This is a genomic window from Staphylococcus sp. 510 (assembly GCF_057219715.1).
The window spans coordinates 124,055-141,737 of sequence record NZ_JBXVVK010000002.1 but is presented as its reverse complement, the minus strand read 5'-3'; the positions used below and the strand labels follow the sequence as shown (position 1 = coordinate 141,737).

At 34.4% G+C, this 17,683-nt stretch carries 14 protein-coding genes, 1 tRNA gene and 1 pseudogene; 7 read left to right on the top strand and 9 right to left on the bottom strand.

Annotated elements, in window-relative coordinates:
* Positions 1-88 precede the first annotated feature (88 nt).
* From phnE (AC2D8K_RS02600) to AC2D8K_RS02585, 4 genes are all read right to left on the bottom strand, one after another.
* Entirely contained in the window at positions 89-904 is an 816-nt protein-coding gene (gene phnE / locus AC2D8K_RS02600; protein ID WP_124228081.1) for a phosphonate ABC transporter, permease protein PhnE, read from the bottom strand.
* On the bottom strand, positions 901-1,701 hold the full coding sequence (gene phnE / locus AC2D8K_RS02595) for a phosphonate ABC transporter, permease protein PhnE (RefSeq protein WP_002452376.1): 801 nt from the start codon (positions 1,699-1,701) through the stop codon (positions 901-903). The genes phnE (AC2D8K_RS02600) and phnE (AC2D8K_RS02595) overlap by 4 nt, the downstream gene beginning before the upstream one ends.
* Before the next feature lies 1 nt (position 1,702).
* Positions 1,703-2,476: a phosphonate ABC transporter ATP-binding protein gene (gene phnC, locus AC2D8K_RS02590; protein ID WP_075778281.1), complete on the bottom strand. Its 774-nt coding sequence runs from the start codon at positions 2,474-2,476 to the stop codon at positions 1,703-1,705.
* Positions 2,477-2,651: 175 nt separating this feature from the next.
* Positions 2,652-3,608 (bottom strand): phosphate/phosphite/phosphonate ABC transporter substrate-binding protein, encoded by a 957-nt coding sequence (locus AC2D8K_RS02585; protein ID WP_002452378.1) that lies wholly within the window; start codon positions 3,606-3,608, stop codon positions 2,652-2,654.
* Between the two features lie 290 nt (positions 3,609-3,898).
* On the opposite strand from AC2D8K_RS02585, the pseudogene AC2D8K_RS02580 reads away from it, so the two are divergent.
* A pseudogene (locus AC2D8K_RS02580) lies at positions 3,899-5,014 on the top strand (DNA-binding protein); the annotation flags it as partial.
* Positions 5,015-5,053: 39 nt separating this feature from the next.
* Positions 5,054-6,589: a bifunctional metallophosphatase/5'-nucleotidase gene (locus AC2D8K_RS02575; protein ID WP_124228079.1), complete on the top strand. Its 1,536-nt coding sequence runs from the start codon at positions 5,054-5,056 to the stop codon at positions 6,587-6,589.
* A gap of 52 nt (positions 6,590-6,641) precedes the next feature.
* Here the strand turns inward: AC2D8K_RS02575 and AC2D8K_RS02570 are convergent, their stop codons facing one another.
* Complete coding sequence (locus AC2D8K_RS02570; RefSeq protein ID WP_124228078.1) at positions 6,642-7,811, bottom strand: MFS transporter; 1,170 nt, start codon at positions 7,809-7,811, stop codon at positions 6,642-6,644.
* Between the two features lie 379 nt (positions 7,812-8,190).
* Between AC2D8K_RS02570 and AC2D8K_RS02565 the strand changes: the two genes are divergently transcribed.
* From AC2D8K_RS02565 to AC2D8K_RS02555, 3 genes are all read left to right on the top strand, one after another.
* Positions 8,191-8,334 (top strand): hypothetical protein, encoded by a 144-nt coding sequence (locus tag AC2D8K_RS02565; protein WP_002452382.1) that lies wholly within the window; start codon positions 8,191-8,193, stop codon positions 8,332-8,334.
* 50 nt (positions 8,335-8,384) lie between these two features.
* Positions 8,385-8,516 (top strand): hypothetical protein, encoded by a 132-nt coding sequence (locus AC2D8K_RS02560; RefSeq protein WP_002452383.1) that lies wholly within the window; start codon positions 8,385-8,387, stop codon positions 8,514-8,516.
* Between the two features lie 113 nt (positions 8,517-8,629).
* A tRNA-Ile gene (locus tag AC2D8K_RS02555) sits at positions 8,630-8,719 on the top strand.
* A 107-nt stretch (positions 8,720-8,826) separates the two neighbouring features.
* On the opposite strand, the gene AC2D8K_RS02550 is transcribed toward AC2D8K_RS02555, so the two are convergent.
* Complete coding sequence (locus AC2D8K_RS02550; protein ID WP_484697948.1) at positions 8,827-9,153, bottom strand: cell surface protein; 327 nt, start codon at positions 9,151-9,153, stop codon at positions 8,827-8,829.
* A gap of 302 nt (positions 9,154-9,455) precedes the next feature.
* Positions 9,456-11,699, bottom strand: a complete 2,244-nt coding sequence (gene lip / locus AC2D8K_RS02545) for a YSIRK-targeted triacylglycerol lipase (protein WP_484697946.1) — start codon at positions 11,697-11,699, stop codon at positions 9,456-9,458.
* A 380-nt stretch (positions 11,700-12,079) separates the two neighbouring features.
* Here lip and AC2D8K_RS02540 point away from each other — a divergent pair, with 380 nt between their 5' ends.
* Complete coding sequence (locus tag AC2D8K_RS02540; RefSeq protein WP_454911767.1) at positions 12,080-14,338, top strand: ATP-binding cassette domain-containing protein; 2,259 nt, start codon at positions 12,080-12,082, stop codon at positions 14,336-14,338.
* 246 nt (positions 14,339-14,584) lie between these two features.
* Positions 14,585-16,150 (top strand): YfcC family protein, encoded by a 1,566-nt coding sequence (locus tag AC2D8K_RS02535; RefSeq protein ID WP_075778286.1) that lies wholly within the window; start codon positions 14,585-14,587, stop codon positions 16,148-16,150.
* A 59-nt stretch (positions 16,151-16,209) separates the two neighbouring features.
* On the opposite strand, the gene AC2D8K_RS02530 is transcribed toward AC2D8K_RS02535, so the two are convergent.
* Positions 16,210-17,022 carry an alpha/beta hydrolase gene (locus tag AC2D8K_RS02530; protein ID WP_075778287.1) on the bottom strand — a complete coding sequence of 271 codons (813 nt, stop codon included), beginning with the start codon at positions 17,020-17,022 and terminating at the stop codon, positions 16,210-16,212.
* 49 nt (positions 17,023-17,071) lie between these two features.
* Positions 17,072-17,602, bottom strand: a complete 531-nt coding sequence (locus AC2D8K_RS02525; protein WP_124228073.1) for a VOC family protein — start codon at positions 17,600-17,602, stop codon at positions 17,072-17,074.
* Between the last annotated feature and the right edge of the window lie 81 nt (positions 17,603-17,683).

The window sequence follows — 17,683 nt, the reverse complement described above, 5'->3', positions numbered from 1 at the left end:
TTTCATCCTTAAATGAGATTTTCTATTAAAAAAATGCTTCATAAAAAAAGAGTTTCCCATAATGAGAAACTCTAGCCTATCTGCTTATTTAAACGATACGTTTACGTATTGCACCAGAAATCAAATCAACGATAGCTACCATGACTACTAGTCCAATTAATATAATACCTACACGATCCCAAGAACGTGTTTGAATTGCAAAGATCAGTGGCGTCCCAATACCGCCTGCACCTATTAAACCAAGAATCGAAGCAGAACGTAAATTCAATTCAAATCGATAAAGGATTAATGATAAAAATGATGGTAAAATTTGGGGAATAACTGCAAACACTAACGTCTTCATTTTATTAGCACCGCTTGCTTTTAAAGATTCTACGGCACTAAAATCCAAACTCTCAATATCTTCTGCTAATAATTTACCTAACATACCAACAGAATGAATACCGAGTGCCAAAACACCTGAAAATGAGCCAGGGCCTACTGCTTTAATAAAGATTAATGCCATGACAATTTCTGGAAATACTCGAATAACACTAAGTATAAATTTGCTTATTCCTGAAACAGGTCGTAACTTCACCATATTTTGAGCACCTAAAAATGCAAGCGGAATACAAATAATGGCCGCTATAAAAGTACCAATTACTGCAATAGCAAATGTTTCTAATAACCCTCTTAATAAATCTTCGCCTTCAGGAATATAAATATAATTTAAATCTGGGTGAAACAAACCGTTAAAAATCGCTTTTAATATTTCAATAGATTTACTTTTGAGTTCTAAACTAGGCACACCTGAAAAAGCCCAAATAATAATACTCACTACTATAATTGCAATGAGCCACTGTTTAATCAACTTTTTGCGATGATTTTTAGTGTGTAATGGATATTGCGTTTCTTTAGTCGTCATGCGAGTTGTTCCCTCACTTTCGTACTAACGTAATCAATGATGACTACGATAACCAGCGTGAATAAAATAATCGTAGCTGTTTTCGGATATTGAAATAGACCTAACGTTTGATCGTAAAATAATCCAATACCACCCGCACCTACTAAACCTAGCACAGCTGAAGCACGTATATTCACTTCGAATGCATAAAGTACATATGAGGCAAATGATGATATCGCTTGTGGCACTACACCATAAACAATCCATTTCACCTTATTTGCACCTACCGCCGTCATCGCTTCCATAGGACCTGGGTCAATCGTTTCTAAAGATTCGTACAATAGCTTACCAATGATACAAATCGTTAGAATAAATAACGCTAAAATACCAGGAATTTGACCAATACCAAACACAGCAACAAATATCGCCGCAAGTAGTAAATCTGGAATCGTACGGACAATATTCAAAATAAATCGTGCAGGTATATTAATCCATTTCTTCTGTACTATATTACTGGCGCATAATAATGCAACTGGAATAGACACGATGCTTCCTAATACAGTACTAACAATCGCCATTCTAATTGTGTCTAACATGGGTTGTGTAATTTGACTTAAGTAGCTCATATCAGGTGGAATCATTTGGGCAAACAAATCACCTATTTGAGGTAAGCCAACCATTAAGTCCCCAACATTAAAACCTGTATAAATAAAACTCCAAACAATTAACACAATGAGTAATACAAATGTAAAACTTGTCTTGAGCGACATTTTACGCTTTAAATATGTATCATAATTCTGTTGTACTGGTGCGGTCATACTAATTCACTCCCAGCTTTTCATCTTCACTAATTGTTCGTCCATAAATGTCACTAAAGACGTCATCTGTCGCTTCAGAAGCAGGCCCATCATAGACCACTTCACCATCGCGTAATCCAATAATACGAGTACCATATTCTCTTGCTAAATCGACAAAGTGTAAGTTAATTAAAATCGTAATGCCTAATTCTTGATTGATCTTCTTTAAATCATCCATAACTTGTTTCGTTGTTAAGGGGTCTAATGATGCTACAGGTTCATCTGCCAATATGATTTCAGATTCTTGGCACAAGGCACGCGCAATTGAAATACGTTGTTGTTGTCCACCTGAAAGTTCATCCGAACGTTGATCATATTTATCTAAAATATTTACGCGCTCAAGTGCATGCATCGCTTTAATCTTATCTTCTTTAGGAAATAACCCAAGTACCATTTTCCATGTCGGATGATAGCCTACTCTCCCACTTAATACATTTCTTAATACACTAGAACGTTTGACTAGATTAAAATGTTGGAAAATCATACCAATGTTGCGGCGCATTTCAAGTAATTCTTTACCTCGTGCTTTCGTTATCGATTGACCTTGAATGAAAATTTCCCCAGAGGTAATATCATGGAGACGATTGACTGATCTAAGTAACGTAGATTTACCTGCCCCAGATAAGCCAACAATAACCGCAAATTCTCCCTTTTCTATTTCTAAATTAATATTTTTTAATCCGACATGCCCGTTAGGATAAACCTTACTGACATCTTTAAATTCTATTTGACTCATGTTTGACACCTTTCTTTTACAAAGAAATACTAAGGTGAATTGAATATCATCCTCTCCCAATAATTTATCCAATTCAACACTTAGCATTTCAAAGTCATGTACTTTGTTTAAGTCATTTGAACTATATTTGCATCAATATGACGCGTTTCATTTATTAATGTAGTCTCTGTATGCATTACTTCATATCTTTAACTGCTTTTTCATTGTCTCTAACAACATCAAATTTAGAATCATCTGTATCAGTATAACCTTCATGTGAGTATACTTCTTTAATGATTTTGTGTCCCTCTTTAGTTTTTGAAATATCTTTAAATGCTTTTTTCAACTTATCTTGGAATTTTTTATCCATATCTGGTCTTACAGAAATCGTATCATTCGGAATGGCATCCGTAAGTTTTAAAATTCTAGTATCTTTGAATACATCTGGTTGGTCTTTCTTAACAATATTACGTGCATCATTAAATACGGCTGCTGCATCTACATCACCATTTAATAATGAAATGATAGCTTGGTCATGGCCTTTAACGTTCACGATTTTCATATCCTTAGTTGCATTAATACCCGCTTCTTCTTTTAATGTAGCTAATGGGAATGTGTAACCTGCCGTTGAAGTTACATCTTGTAAAGCAATTTTCTTACCTTTTAAATCTTTTAAACTTTTAATATCTGAGTCTTTTTTTACTAAAATTTCTGATTTGTAGTCATCCACAAGTTTATTGTTAGGTGAACCATCTTTGTTCACACCGTAACGTTGTGCTTGTAATAATAAATCTGCTGCTTTTTGATCATGTGCTAATGTGTAAGCTGTAGGAGGTAAGAAGCCGACATCTACTTTTTTAGATTTCATGGCTTCTACAATTGTATTGTAGTTGGTAGAAACGGATACTTTAACTGGCATATCCAATTCTTTAGACAGAAGTTTTTCAAGTGGTTTCGCTTTCGCTTCTAATTTATCTGCATTTTGTGAAGGTACGAATTGTACCGTTAATTCTTTTGGTTTATAATCTCCAGATTTAGAATCTGAACCTTTGTCAGAGCTCTTTTGATTATCTAAAGAGCTTGAATTTCCACATGCTGCCGTAAACATAATGACTGATAAAACAAGAATCAATAAATACTTCAATTTTTTCATCTAATAACTGTCCCTTCTTATACGTATTTGGTGTAATATGTATATAATAAAATTACACTTATAGATTATCACATATTAAAGTAAATTTGTATTATATTAAAATGAATTTTAATAACACATTTTTAAATACGCTTAAAGGTTTTGTAAATTTTATTAAATACCACACAATGTAAACGTCGATATTCTATAATTCATAATTAGAAAAAATTATTAAAGGAGTATCATTTATGAGAAAAATATATAAAAGTATTGTAGTTTCATCCATATTAGCAAGCAGCCTCTTCACTGCTATGCCTATGACATTAGCTCAAACCAATCCTACGTCTAAAGATGAACCAACAGTATTATTTGATCGATCACATGCACAAACAGCGGGCGCTGCTGACTGGACAAGTGACGGTGCTTTTTCTGATTATGCTGATTCATTTAAATCACAGGGTTATCAAGTTAAAGACATTGATGGCCAAGCCAATATCGATGAACAAACATTAAATCAAGCAGCGATATTAGTCATCCCTGAAGCAAATGTACCATTTAAGACAAGCGAACAAGAAGCTATTGCTAATTATGTAAAACAAGGTGGTAAAGTTGTTTTCATATCAGACCACTATAATGCAGATAGAAATTTAAATAGAATTGATTCTTCGGAAGCGATGAATGGTTATCGACGTGGCGCTTTCGATGATATGTCTAAAGGTATGACAAATGACGAGAAGCATTCTAAAGCAATGCAAGATGTTAAAAGTTCTGATTGGCTTTCTAATCAATTTGGTGTACGTTTTCGCTATAATGCCCTTGGAGATATGAATACTAAAAATATAGTGTCATCAGACGAAAGTATGGGCATTACCAAAGGGATCGATTCTGTATCGATGCATGCAGGTTGTACACTAGCTATTACTGACCCTAATAAAGCTAAAGGTATCGTGTACACACCTTCGCATTTATCGTCTAAACATAAATGGTCCCATGCTGTCGATCAAGGGGTGTACAATAATGGCGGTGTTGAAGAAGGTCCATATGTTGCCATTTCTAAACTAGGTAAAGGAAAAGCAGTATTTATCGGAGATTCCTCCTTAGTAGAAGATCGTTCACCAAAATACAAACGTGAAGATACCGGTGAAAATAAAAAAACATACAATGGTTTTCATGAAGAAGATAATGGAAAATTATTAACTAACATTACTCAATGGATGAGTAAAGAAGATACTTCAACATCTTTAAAAGATAGTATAATCAAACTGGATCGTAAAACAACGTTACATCAGTTTGAACAGCCTCAACAGTCAACTGAACCTGAAAAGGAACCTTGGTCTCAACCACCATCAGGTTATAAATGGTATGATCCTTCAACCTTTAAAGCTGGCAGTTATGGAAGTCAACATCAACACAATACCCAAACAGATTAACCCGCATAAGATGATCAACAAGAGGAGTGATATTTTATGGAACAACTTGCGTTTTACGTAGTGAGCGATATACATGGTTACATATTTCCAACAGATTTCTCCAAAAGAGACCAATACCTACCTATGGGCTTATTGTTGGCTAATCATTTGATTGAAAAAGACCAACAACATTACGCACATCATATTAAAATAGATAATGGCGATTTTTTACAAGGCTCACCATTTTGTAATTATCTCGTCTCTCATATCAAGAATAGTCAGCCTCTAGTCAATTTCTATAATCGTATGTCCTTTCACTTTGGTACACTAGGTAATCATGAATTCAATTACGGGTTACCTTATTTGAAAGATACATTGAATCGTCTAAACTATCCGGTGTTATGTGCTAATATCTTTGAGAATGGTGAATTACTCACGCATCAGGGCATTCACTATTTCGATGTTAATGGTAAAACAATTGGCGTGATTGGATTAACGACGCAGTATATCCCTCATTGGGAACAACCTGAACACATCCAGTCACTCACCTTTGAAAGTGCCGTAACGACATTACAACGTTGGCTACCCGAAGTACGCCGCCAATCAGACTTCGTTGTCGTGAGTTATCACGGTGGCTTTGAAAACGATTTAGAAACTGGAGACCCTACCGAAGCACAAACAGGTGAGAATGAAGGTTATGCGATTTTAAAACACTTCTGTGATGATATTGATATATTCATCACAGGTCATCAACATAGAGATATCGCAACGTTATTCAACCAAACGGCAGTCATCCAACCTGGTACACGAGGTCGATCTATAGGCAAAGTCGTTCTGAATTTCAACGATGACACTCATGAACGCATTGCGTCATGTAGTTTGTTACCGGTTAGCGATGATGATGACTTTGTTATTAATGAAGATGATCGCTATTTAAGAAGCCAATTAGAAGACTGGCTCGATACCCAGATTGCTGAACTACCTAATGAAATGATTGTGGATGATGCATTTTATGCTCGTGTAGCACCACATCCATTTATTAATTTTTTAAATTATGTCTTATTAGCTAAGAGTGGCGCCGATATGGCATGTACAGCCTTATTTGATTCAGCAACTGGTTTTACAAAACACGTTACAATGCGTGATGTTATTAACAATTATCCTTTCCCAAATACATTTAAAGTGTTACGTGTGAGTGGTGCCGATATTAAAGCTGCAATAGAGCGCTCTGCTGAATATTTTGATGTTATTCATGAAGAAATCACTATCAGTAAAGATTTTATGGAACCGAAACCCCAACATTTTAATTATGATATATTCGCTGGTGTAAGCTACACGATTCATGCTGGTCAACCCCGAGGACAACGTGTAGCACATATTCAATTCAATGGTGAACCATTAGACTTTGATAAGACCTATACAATTTGTGTGAATAATTATCGTTCAGTGGGTGGTGGTCAATATGATATGTACACCAACGCACCAGTTGTTAAAGATATCCAGATTGACGGTGCGCAATTAATTATCGATTACCTTAAAGAACATTCAAATTCTCATATTCCTGAGGTCGTCAATTTTAAAGTTGAAACGTAATGATAAAATATGAGAAAACCCTGCTCGATCATGTGTCGAACAGGGTTTTCAATTAGTTATGAAATGATATGTGCTTTTTCTCGTAAACATTATTTACAGTATTGAGTATGATACCTAATATAATAATGCCACCAGATATGAACGTAATCGTCATATATGGTAATCCGATTGATAATAATATTGAACCAAGTATAGCACCAATAAAGTTAGCTACGTTAAATATGGAAGCAGCAAGCGTACTTGCTAGTAATGGTGCTTCATGTGCACTTAAAATAATTTTACTATTTAATAGTGGTGTCGTACCAAATGTTCCAAAACCAAATAAGAAGCAAATGAGTAATGATAATACTGCATAATGAACAAAAGTAACGAATAAGATAATGGTTATAAATAATAAGAAGAACGTATAGAATAAATATTTAGTTAAAGCGTGTTCTGGTACACTACCTGTAACTAAATTACCAATTACACCACCTAGTCCAAATAAGAATAAACATACGGTTAATCCAATTATTTTAAAAGGTGCATACTCATGAATCATTGGTTCCATAAACGTATAAGTTGTAAACACACCTGAATAACCAAATACGATGATAGAAATCACAATTAAAATGTGTGGGTTCTTAAATACGGTTAATTCTTTAGAAATATTGGCTTCTGTGCTTAATGAAACGTGTGGTGTAAACTTCATCATACCTAACATCGTTATCACTGCTAAGATAATCATAATACCAAATACAACTCTCCAATTAGCCAAGCCACCTAAAAATGATCCGAACGGCACACCAATCATGACTGCTATCGTTAGACCCGCTTGAACTAAGGCAATTGCTTGCGGTTTCTTAGCTGGTGGTGCAACAGCCGCTGCTACACTCATACAAACGCCAAAGAACGGTGCATGCATAGCTGCAGACATTAATCTTGATAATAAAAGCACATTAAAATTAGGCGCTAACATTCCTACTAAGTTACTCACGATAAATATAGCTACAAGCACAGGTAACAGGCGATGCGCATGGACTTTCATCGTAAATATACGCATGAATGGACCAATCACTGCCACACTAATCGCATAAACACTCACAAGCAGTCCCGCACTTGAAATAGATACATGCATGTCATCAGATATTTGTGTAAGCAATCCTGTGACAACATATTCAGCCATACCAACAGTAAACGTACCTAACATAAAAATAAAAAACATCATTTTATTCTCTCTCATCACTGCTTCCCTCTTTTTGTTTCGTTCAAAAAATCAACATGAGTGCTATACTACAAAAGATTTTGAACAACGTGAAGAGGTATATAGAAATTTCTCGAATTCTTCAATACAAGTTTTCATAAGCTTTCATTTCATTTTCATTATATTAAGATTAAGACAATTTGGGATTAGGCATTCTAAAGCACTATCGTCTTAATATCATTTCATTGTAAATTGAATCTCTATACATCATCATGTATATGATTAAATTTTGACAATCATGTGACAAATATGAAATGGATTGGACTAGCCCATATAACCCCATCTTATTATGATAGATGCTAAATGAACGTTATAATGAAATGGAAGCAATACGACGATGAATATGAGGGTAACTACAATGACATCTCAACAAGACCAGCAAGACGAAAAAGTAATTGCGGAAGATGAAAAACAAACTAAAAACTCATTTTGGGCAGACATGTTTAACTTTTTACCTGAAATGGTAGGTGGTCTTATGCGTCTAATTCGTTCATTGTTTTAAAGTGTGCATTTAACTTTTATTATGATGATGCTTAACTGGAGGGATAGATTTTGGCAACAAAAAATAAAAATGGTAAAAGAAGAAAAGTGGACATTCTAAAAGAGACAACCTATGAAATTCTATTTCAAAGTATACCTGAACTCATTTATGGCTTGATTCGTATAGTTAAAGGATTGATTTAACTATAAAATTAAATTGATTATTATAGAATATTGCACGTTTCTACAAATATTTAATATTTTAATCTATTTATCTTTACATTTACTATAGATAGTTATATACTGTTAATTGATTTGGAGGGATACTCAAGTCTGGCTTAAGAGGCCAATCATTTATGATTGGTAGGAGCTTCGTGCTCGCGTTGGTTCAAATCCTTCTCCCTCCGCTACTGAATGTATTATTGTGACCTGAGGCATTTCTTTATGTCTCAGCTCTTTTTTATTTACCAATAAAGGCGTCTCGCATTGTGCGAGACGCCTTATTATTTATGAATTATTGATGTGGATGGAATGTTTTTTGTGGTGCATGAATCGTCACATTATATTTATCTGCAATGCGTTGTGTTTCTTTATCAAGTAATTGATTATATTCTTTAGTTGATACTTCACTTGCTTTCGGTAATCTCTTTTCTAATTCTTCATATTGTTTCTCTGACATACCTTTAAGAGCAATACCACCATAAGGATGGTCACCTTGAGTTGTTTGTTGTTGATGTTTGGCAGTTTTATGTACTGAGCTTGCATCTGCCACACCAGATACACCTGCAACTGCGAGTGTACCTGCTAGTACCGAACCTGCTAACATTGTCATTTTTTTCATTTTTAAAATCTCCTTCCAAAAGTGAATTATTGACACATCTTTATCATAACAACTTTTTATAATTAAATCATTTATTTTTATATTTCTTTACATATTTTTTACTTTTTTAAATTTATATATTTAAATTCAATTGCTTTTTACATTAAAAAAGTACCTAACATGCTCATAAAGCATGTTAGGTACTTTACTTATATATTACTTAAATAATTCTTTTAATACTTTGAAGAATGATCCGATTAATTGGAAGAAATCTGCAGTCATAGCGTATGCTCCTTTCTCTATTTAACGTATAGCGTTTTTGTTTATGCTTGTGCTTTTTGCTCAGATGTTAGCTTATCACTTTGTACTAAATCATCTGCTAGACCATGCCAGAATTGTTGTAACTCTTCTCTAGTTCTTACTGTATCAGAACTATCTTGTCCAACAAAGTCAACATGATCCCAATCATGTTTCGTTGGTGTTACTTGCCAAACACCTTTTTGATTTTTATCTGTTGCTTGTGTATATTTTTGATTAAATGGATGTTGTGAAGAAATCACAGATACAAGTCCATCATTTTCTCGCCATTCTTTTTCGTTTGCTTTACCAATCACATTGCCAGTTAAAATAAATGGTAAGAACATGTTTAAATCTGCTTTTTGTCTACCAAATAGTGATGGATGCGTTGCCTCACCAGTATATGTTTTATAAACAATATTTGGATTTAATGATGTTTTACGGTTTAAGTCTGTTGCACCATCTCGAGTTAAATCATAGAAACCATTGTCTTGTGATTTCCATAAATTAGAATTTTTCACGCGTTTAGCATAATCGATATATGATTCATTTGGTTTTTGTTTTAAGCCCCATTGAGATAAACCAAAGTCGACTCTTGAATCTTTATTACCAAAGGCTTTACCAATATCATAAACAATCTGTCTTACAACCGCTTCATTACCTAATAAATTTGAAGCATGTGTACCATTATGTGGTGTACCAAGTGTTGTAATTGAAGAAACCATATTATCATTATTGCCTTTGAATAATGGTGAAATTGTACCACCATGTTTCTTCTGATACTCAATTTCCTCTTGGTTACCATTTCTTAAAAGTTCTTCAAGTTGGCGAATCGTTTGTCCACCCATACTATGACCAACTAAATGTACTTTTTGTCCTGGTTTCCAGTCTTTATATACACCTTCATATGTTTTACCATATCGTTCATGTCCATATTTCGCAGCATGTGCCGCACCGTAATCTACACGACCACCTTTGATATAGTAGTAGAGTTCTACCGCTCTGTCATAGTTACTACCAAAGGCACTGATACTTGCTTCATATGATTTGTAGCCGTTTTCTTCTAAATCTTGGCGAATGTTCATTTTATCGCCGCCCCAATAATGTGATAAGACAGCTGGGTTGATATCATCAGTGAATCCATTAAATCCATGAACGAGAATGATTGGATCATGATTTTTATACTGTTGTTGTTTGGCTTTCTTATTTGTTTGATCTTTATCTGCTACAGCTACTTTATTTTTAGACTGATTATTTAATGTAGCAACTGAGTTTGATTTCAGTGCTTGTAAACCGTCTTTTTGTTCCTTATCTTTTTTACTTGGATTATCTTTTGATAATAATGGTGAATCTTTTTCTAATTGATCAAGAGAGACAGGTTGCTTTTGTTTTGATTTTTGAGATGAATCAGTTTGATTCGGAGCTGTTGCTGTTTGATCAACTGATTGTGCTGTCACTTTATGTTGATCTTTTTGATTAATTGTGGCATCCGATTTTTCTTTATTCACAGTAGCATGAGTCGCTTTTTCTGTAGCATGACGACGAGAGAAATCCGGATCTACTTGTTGCGCTTTATGATTTTTATTGAACTCTGAATCTACATCAGCTTTCTTTTGCGCTTGCTTATGACTAAATTCTGGATCCACTTGTGAAGCTTTATGTCTGCTATTAAATTCTGGATCTACATCATGTTGATGTGTTTGAGTTGATGATGCTTTATCTCGCGCCTTTGGACTAGGCGTTGGCGTTTCTTCTTTTACTGCTTTACCATTAGCTTTGTCTTTTTGATTTGGCGTTGTAGTATCTGGTTTTTCAACAGACTTTGTTGCTTGATCTTCTGTTGTTTTTTCTTTAGGTGCTGTTTTAACATCTTGTTGTACTTGGTCAACTGATTGATCACTTTCTACTGTTGCATCTTTTGGTTGTTTCTCTTCAATATTGTCTTGTGACGTTTGTGTAGTATCTTTCTCAGATGTTTCTTTATGTAAGCTTGTTGGTGTTGCATCTTGTTGATTGTCATTTTGTGCTTCAACGCTATCGTTTTGTTTTTTTAATTCACTAGATTGATTTGTTTGTTCATTTTTAACATCATTTCCCTGTTGTTCCCCAATAGATTGTGCTTGTTGTGCTTCTGAATCAACATTTCCCTTATCTTGATTTTCAGCTGCTTGAGCAGAACCTCCACCAATAAATAATAATGCTGCGATTAAAATGGAAGATGTTCCTACACTAAATTTACGAATACTATATTTATTTTCTCTATTTTTCATATTCGGCACCTCTATTTTATTTAATTTTTAAACCAATCCTAAATAACTAAATGAATAAATTGACAATTGCACGTGTAAAAACTCAATTAATTTTGTAAACCAAGCTTTCATAAGAACCATCCTTTCATTTATTGGTAAGCGCTTACAATAATATTAAAATAAAAAATTTCGACATCATTTGCACTTACTTTAACTAGTAATTGATTAAAATGTTACAAAAATTTGTCTGAAAAGTCAATAATCAAATCCAATTCTATACAAATTTTATCTTTTTGTAACTATACACACTTGATCTAATGATAAATGAATGTGTTTGAATACATATCCATAACGAATTGAAAATACATATTAGGGTAATATCGTATTAAGAGGTGAAACACATGTCAGATATCAAAGTCATTGGTGCCAGACAAAATAATTTAAAAAATATCAATGTCACCATTCCTAAACATCAATTAACTGTATTTACAGGGCGTTCCGGCTCAGGTAAGTCTTCCCTAGTATTTAATACATTAGCTGCCGAATCTGAACATTTACTTAATGAAACTTATTCGAGTTATATCCAACATCAATTAAGCCAATATTCCAAACCGGAAGTTGATCAAATTCAACATCTACCCGTTGCAATGATTATTAATCAGAAACGCTTAGGTGGAAATTCGCGTTCTACAGTAGGTACAATTTCAGATATTTATGCTTCTGTACGTTTATTATGGTCGCGTATTGGCGAGCCATTTGTCGGGTACTCAGATGTCTTTTCATTTAATAATACACGAGGCATGTGCGAAACATGTTCAGGCTTAGGCTATGTCGAAGATATTGATTTAAATGAACTGCTTGATTTTGATAAATCTTTAAATGAAGATGCGATTAACTTTCCATCATTTCGTCCTGACAGTTGGAGAGGAAAACGTTATTTATATACAGGTTTGTTTGATAATGATAAAAAATTAAAAGATTATACTAAAGAAGAATTGGACACGTTCTTATACACAGAACCAACAAAACTTAAAAATCCGCCAGCTAATTGGCCTAGAACTGCAAAGTTTGAAGGATTAATTCATAGATTTAGACGTTCCTTTTTATTAAATGATAACTTTGAAAAGAAGCGTTTTGCGAAAGATATTGAACGTGTTGTAAGTCAACATGCTTGTCCGTCATGCCAAGGCAAACGACTTAATGACAAAGTATTAAGTTGTAAAATCAATGGTATGAATATCGCTGATTTTACCGATTTACAAATTGATGATGCTTTAGCATTTTTAGAAACGATTGAATCGACCAAAGCACAAGTTATTATCGAACCACTCAAACAACAACTTAAATCATTGAGCTATGTTGGTCTTAACTACCTAACTTTATCACGAGAAACTACATCTTTATCTGGTGGTGAATCACAGCGAATTAAGCTCATCAGACATTTGAACAGTCCACTCAGTGACCTTGTCTATATTATCGATGAACCAAGTGTGGGACTTCATCCTGAGGATATTCAACGTATTAACGACTTAATACAATCTTTAAAAGATAAAGGTAATACAGTACTTGTTGTAGAACATGACCCTGATGTTATAAAGACCGCCGATCATGTTATAGATATTGGACCATTAGCTGGTAAAGATGGTGGTGAGATTACATTTGAAGGCACTTATAGAGATTTACTCAAATCTCAAACGAGTACCGGCCAAGCACTTCATCGTACACATACTTTAAAAGATGACATTAGATCAAACAATGATATGTTAGAGATTAATGATATTTCTAAAAATAATTTGCAACATATCACAACGCAATTGCCTAAACATGCAATGACTGTCGTAACTGGTGTAGCAGGTTCAGGTAAAAGTTCATTAATTACATCAGCATTTGAAAAAGATAGCCATGCGATTTTCATAGACCAAAAACCTGCCCACGCATCAAACCGTTCAAACTTGCTAACTTATTTAAATATCTTTGATGACGTGCGCGCGTTCTTCAGTCAACAAACTGGCCTTAAGAAAAGTATGTTCAGTTATAATTCTGAAGGTGCCTGCCCCGAATGTCACGGTAAGGGCATTATTAAAACGGAGTTGGCATTTATGCCTGACTTCTCTCAAACATGTGAAATGTGTGGCGGTACAAGGTATCGTCCCGAAGTACTAGAAGCTAAAGTGGATGGCTACTCTATCGCCGATATATTATCGTTAACTGTCCAAGAAGCCATTGAAAAATTCAAAAACGATAAACACATTGTTCAACCATTACAAGCTTTAGCAAATACTGGCTTAAATTATATGACACTAGGACAATCTCTTGATACGCTTTCTGGTGGGGAAATACAACGTGTTAAATTGAGTAAATATTTAACAGAAACGGTACATGATGCCATATTTATTTTTGATGAGCCTACGACAGGTCTTCATGAAGACGACCTTCCAATACTCATCGAATGTTTCAACCATTTGATTGATCAAGGTAACACAGTAATCCTAATCGAGCATAACTTAACGATGATGACACAAGCGGATTGGTTTATTGATATCGGTCCCTATGCAGGTGATAAAGGCGGACAACTCCTTTATAGCGGCGAACCACAGGGCTTACTTGATGTTGAACAATCTGTAACCGCTAAACATCTAAGAAAATATATCGAACAATAGTATATCAACGGCAGACGAAACCAGTACGTGAAGACAAAAACGTACTGGTTATTTTTAGGCAACATGATTTAATAATAGCTTAGTCAGAGGGATTGAGTTTCATTAATTCTTAATTATTTTTTCTTTGTAAATGTTAATTTTTCCTCATTATTTTTCATAATTAATGTTATGCTTAATTTGTTTGAAATTATATGTATATTTATTTATAATTATTCACTAACAAAGTATGTATAGGGAGGAGATTTAATGGAAACGGAACACACGATGAACGATGGTCATACATCTTCACCAAAAAGAAAGTTTAAGTTAAAAATGCCTGGTGCATTTGCAATTTTATTCATCTTAACGATTTTAGCTGTTTTAGCAACTTGGATGATTCCAGCAGGCTCTTATTCTAAATTATCTTATGATGATCATGTATTAAAGGTCGAAAGTCCGCAAGGTAAAGTTGAAACACACAAAGCTACACAGCAAGAACTAGATAAAATGGGTGTCAAAATTGATATTGACCAATTTACTTCGGGTGCAATTAATAAACCTGTATCCATTCCCAATACATATGAGCGCTTAGATCAACACCCTGCTCATTTGTCTGATATTACGAGTAGTATGGTAAATGGTACAATTGAAGCTGCTGATATTATGGTATTCATCTTAGTACTCGGTGGTTTAATTGGTGTCGTTCAAGCTAGTGGTGCATTTGAATCTGGCTTACTAGCACTAACTAAAAAGACTAAAGGCAGAGAATTTTTATTAATCTTCTTTGTATCTATATTAATGGTTCTAGGTGGTACTTTATGTGGTATTGAGGAGGAGGCTGTGGCTTTCTATCCTATACTTGTCCCTATCTTTTTAGCTATGGGTTATGACTCTATTGTTTGTGTTGGGGCTATCTTTTTAGCAAGTTCGATGGGCTCGACCTTCTCTACGATTAATCCATTCTCAGTCGTCATCGCATCTAATGCGGCCGGCACGACATTTACTGAAGGTTTGTATTGGCGTATTGCTGGTTGTATTATCGGAGCACTATTTGTTATTGGTTACCTCTATTGGTATAGTAAAAAAATTAAAAAAGATCCTACCGCGTCTTATAGTTACGAAGACAAAGACGAATTTGATCAACAATGGTCTGTGATGCAGCACGATACCACACAACAATCATTTACAATGCGTAAAAAATTAATTTTACTACTCTTTGTGATACCTTTCCCAGTCATGGTATGGGGTGTGATGTCACAAGGTTGGTGGTTCCCAACAATGGCTTCTGCATTCCTTATCTTTACCATTATTATCATGCTACTCACTGCAACTGGCCCTAATGGTTTAGGTGAACAAGGTGTCGTAGATGAATTTGTCAAAGGTGCTTCCAGTTTAGTTGGGGTATCACTCATTATCGGATTAGCACGTGGCATTAACTTAGTATTAAATAATGGTCGCATTTCAGATACGATTTTACATTTTTCTTCTTCACTCGTAGAACATATTCAAGGTCCATTATTTATTATCGCTTTATTATTTATCTTCTTCTTCTTAGGATTTATTATTCCATCATCATCTGGATTAGCTGTGTTAGCGATGCCTATTTTCGCACCACTAGCTGATACAGTTGGTATTCCTAGATATACTATTGTATCTGCCTATCAATTTGGACAATATGCAATGCTATTCTTAGCACCAACAGGTTTAGTCATGGCAACATTACAAATGCTCAATATGCGTTATTCTCACTGGTTCCGTTTTGTATGGCCTGTTGTCGTCTTTGTACTTGTATTTGGTGGTGGCATGTTAGTCGCACAAGTTTTATTACATTAATCGATTTAATATAAAAATAACCGGGATATGTGCCCTCATAGCACTATCCCGGTTTCATTTTATTGTGATACATGATGGTTTAACCAGTCTACTATTTCCTGGAAAATACTTTGATTATATGATGATTCATTAAATATTTCATGTTTTAGTCCATCATAAATATGCATTGATTTATGTTCGGAACTAATATCATTAAACAATTCAAGAGAATCTTGATAACTCACAAGTCCATCTTCCTTGCCATGTAATATCAATATAGGATCAGTAAACGATGCTGCTTGTGCTTTTAATAATTTGACGCCATCAAGCAATGTATAAATTAATCCAAAAGAGATATCTTTAGCTACTAAATCGTCTAATTCATACTTTCGAATCGTATCTTCATCTGAACATACACCATCACCAAGTTCATTCGGTAAATATTTATCTTCTGGTTGACTACGGTCAGGTTCTCCAAATAATTTCAGGTTATAACGTGTTAATGCACCTGAAGTGACAATACCATCGACAAGTCCAGGGTGTTTTGTACCATATAATGTAACTGTATATCCGCCCATACTATGTCCAATAAGATAAACATTACCTTTATATGTTTCTTTCACAAATTGAATCATTGCATCTAAATCTTCCACAATTTCATCTTTATTACTATAATATACAGGTTTTCCTTCTGAACGACCGTGTCCACGTTGATCGTAACGAATGACGTTAAATTGATTATCATTTAAAAATGACGTGATATGATCATAACGTTCAAGGTGTTCAGCTAAACCGTGAACAACAATGATATTGGCCTTTGGTTCCGATACCTCGTTGACCTTCGCATATAGGTTAGTACCGTCTGCTGATTGAATGTATTTAATATAATTCATTGTCATCCCCCTTTAGTCCACTTATACCCACTTTCGAACAATAATGACATCAATCATCAATTTTATTCGGAATAAATACATCAGCTTCACTATCAGGAGGATAATAATAACCATTTGGTATCGTTTGTAACTCAATTAAGCTTCCCCACGGTGTCTTAACATAAACCGTTTGATTATCTTTCGTATCTTCATAACGTGTATTTAGATGAGGTTCAGATATAGGTTGTCCACCTGCACGTTTGATTTGTGACAAAGCTTTATCAAAGTGATCTACATAGAATGAAAGATGAGTAAAACCTATGTCTTGTAAAGATACGGCTTGTTGTTGTGATGCATCTTTAAATTCAAATAGTTCAATATTTGGACCATTACCAAAAACCATCATTCTTTTTTTAATAATTTTGGCACCTTTCTCAAGACCTAACACCTCTTCAACAAACTCACCCTCTCTAGGGCTATCATTTTGTGTTTGACTGTCATAAGCCACTTTCCCGTCTAATCCTTGTTTGAAAAATTCTGTCGCTACTTCAATGTCTGGAACTGTTAACCCAATATGATTGATATCTCTTGTGATACTCATCTTCAATAACACCCCTGTTTATAATAATTTTCCATTCTTTATAAATTTTCCCATTACGCTTTCATTCGACACATTTAAGAG

What these genes read in the sequence shown, in the direction of transcription:
- phnE (WP_124228081.1), bottom strand. Translation starts at nt 904, where the DNA reads ATGACGACTAAAGAAACGCAATATCCATTACACACTAAAAATCATCGC.
- phnE (WP_002452376.1), bottom strand. Translation starts at nt 1,701, where the DNA reads ATGACCGCACCAGTACAACAGAATTATGATACATATTTAAAGCGTAAA.
- phnC (WP_075778281.1), bottom strand. Translation starts at nt 2,476, where the DNA reads ATGAGTCAAATAGAATTTAAAGATGTCAGTAAGGTTTATCCTAACGGG.
- AC2D8K_RS02585 (WP_002452378.1), bottom strand. Translation starts at nt 3,608, where the DNA reads ATGAAAAAATTGAAGTATTTATTGATTCTTGTTTTATCAGTCATTATG.
- AC2D8K_RS02575 (WP_124228079.1), top strand. Translation starts at nt 5,054, where the DNA reads ATGGAACAACTTGCGTTTTACGTAGTGAGCGATATACATGGTTACATA.
- AC2D8K_RS02570 (WP_124228078.1), bottom strand. Translation starts at nt 7,811, where the DNA reads ATGAGAGAGAATAAAATGATGTTTTTTATTTTTATGTTAGGTACGTTT.
- AC2D8K_RS02565 (WP_002452382.1), top strand. Translation starts at nt 8,191, where the DNA reads ATGACATCTCAACAAGACCAGCAAGACGAAAAAGTAATTGCGGAAGAT.
- AC2D8K_RS02550 (WP_484697948.1), bottom strand. Translation starts at nt 9,153, where the DNA reads ATGAAAAAAATGACAATGTTAGCAGGTTCGGTACTAGCAGGTACACTC.
- lip (WP_484697946.1), bottom strand. Translation starts at nt 11,699, where the DNA reads ATGAAAAATAGAGAAAATAAATATAGTATTCGTAAATTTAGTGTAGGA.
- AC2D8K_RS02540 (WP_454911767.1), top strand. Translation starts at nt 12,080, where the DNA reads ATGTCAGATATCAAAGTCATTGGTGCCAGACAAAATAATTTAAAAAAT.
- AC2D8K_RS02535 (WP_075778286.1), top strand. Translation starts at nt 14,585, where the DNA reads ATGGAAACGGAACACACGATGAACGATGGTCATACATCTTCACCAAAA.
- AC2D8K_RS02530 (WP_075778287.1), bottom strand. Translation starts at nt 17,022, where the DNA reads ATGAATTATATTAAATACATTCAATCAGCAGACGGTACTAACCTATAT.
- AC2D8K_RS02525 (WP_124228073.1), bottom strand. Translation starts at nt 17,602, where the DNA reads ATGAGTATCACAAGAGATATCAATCATATTGGGTTAACAGTTCCAGAC.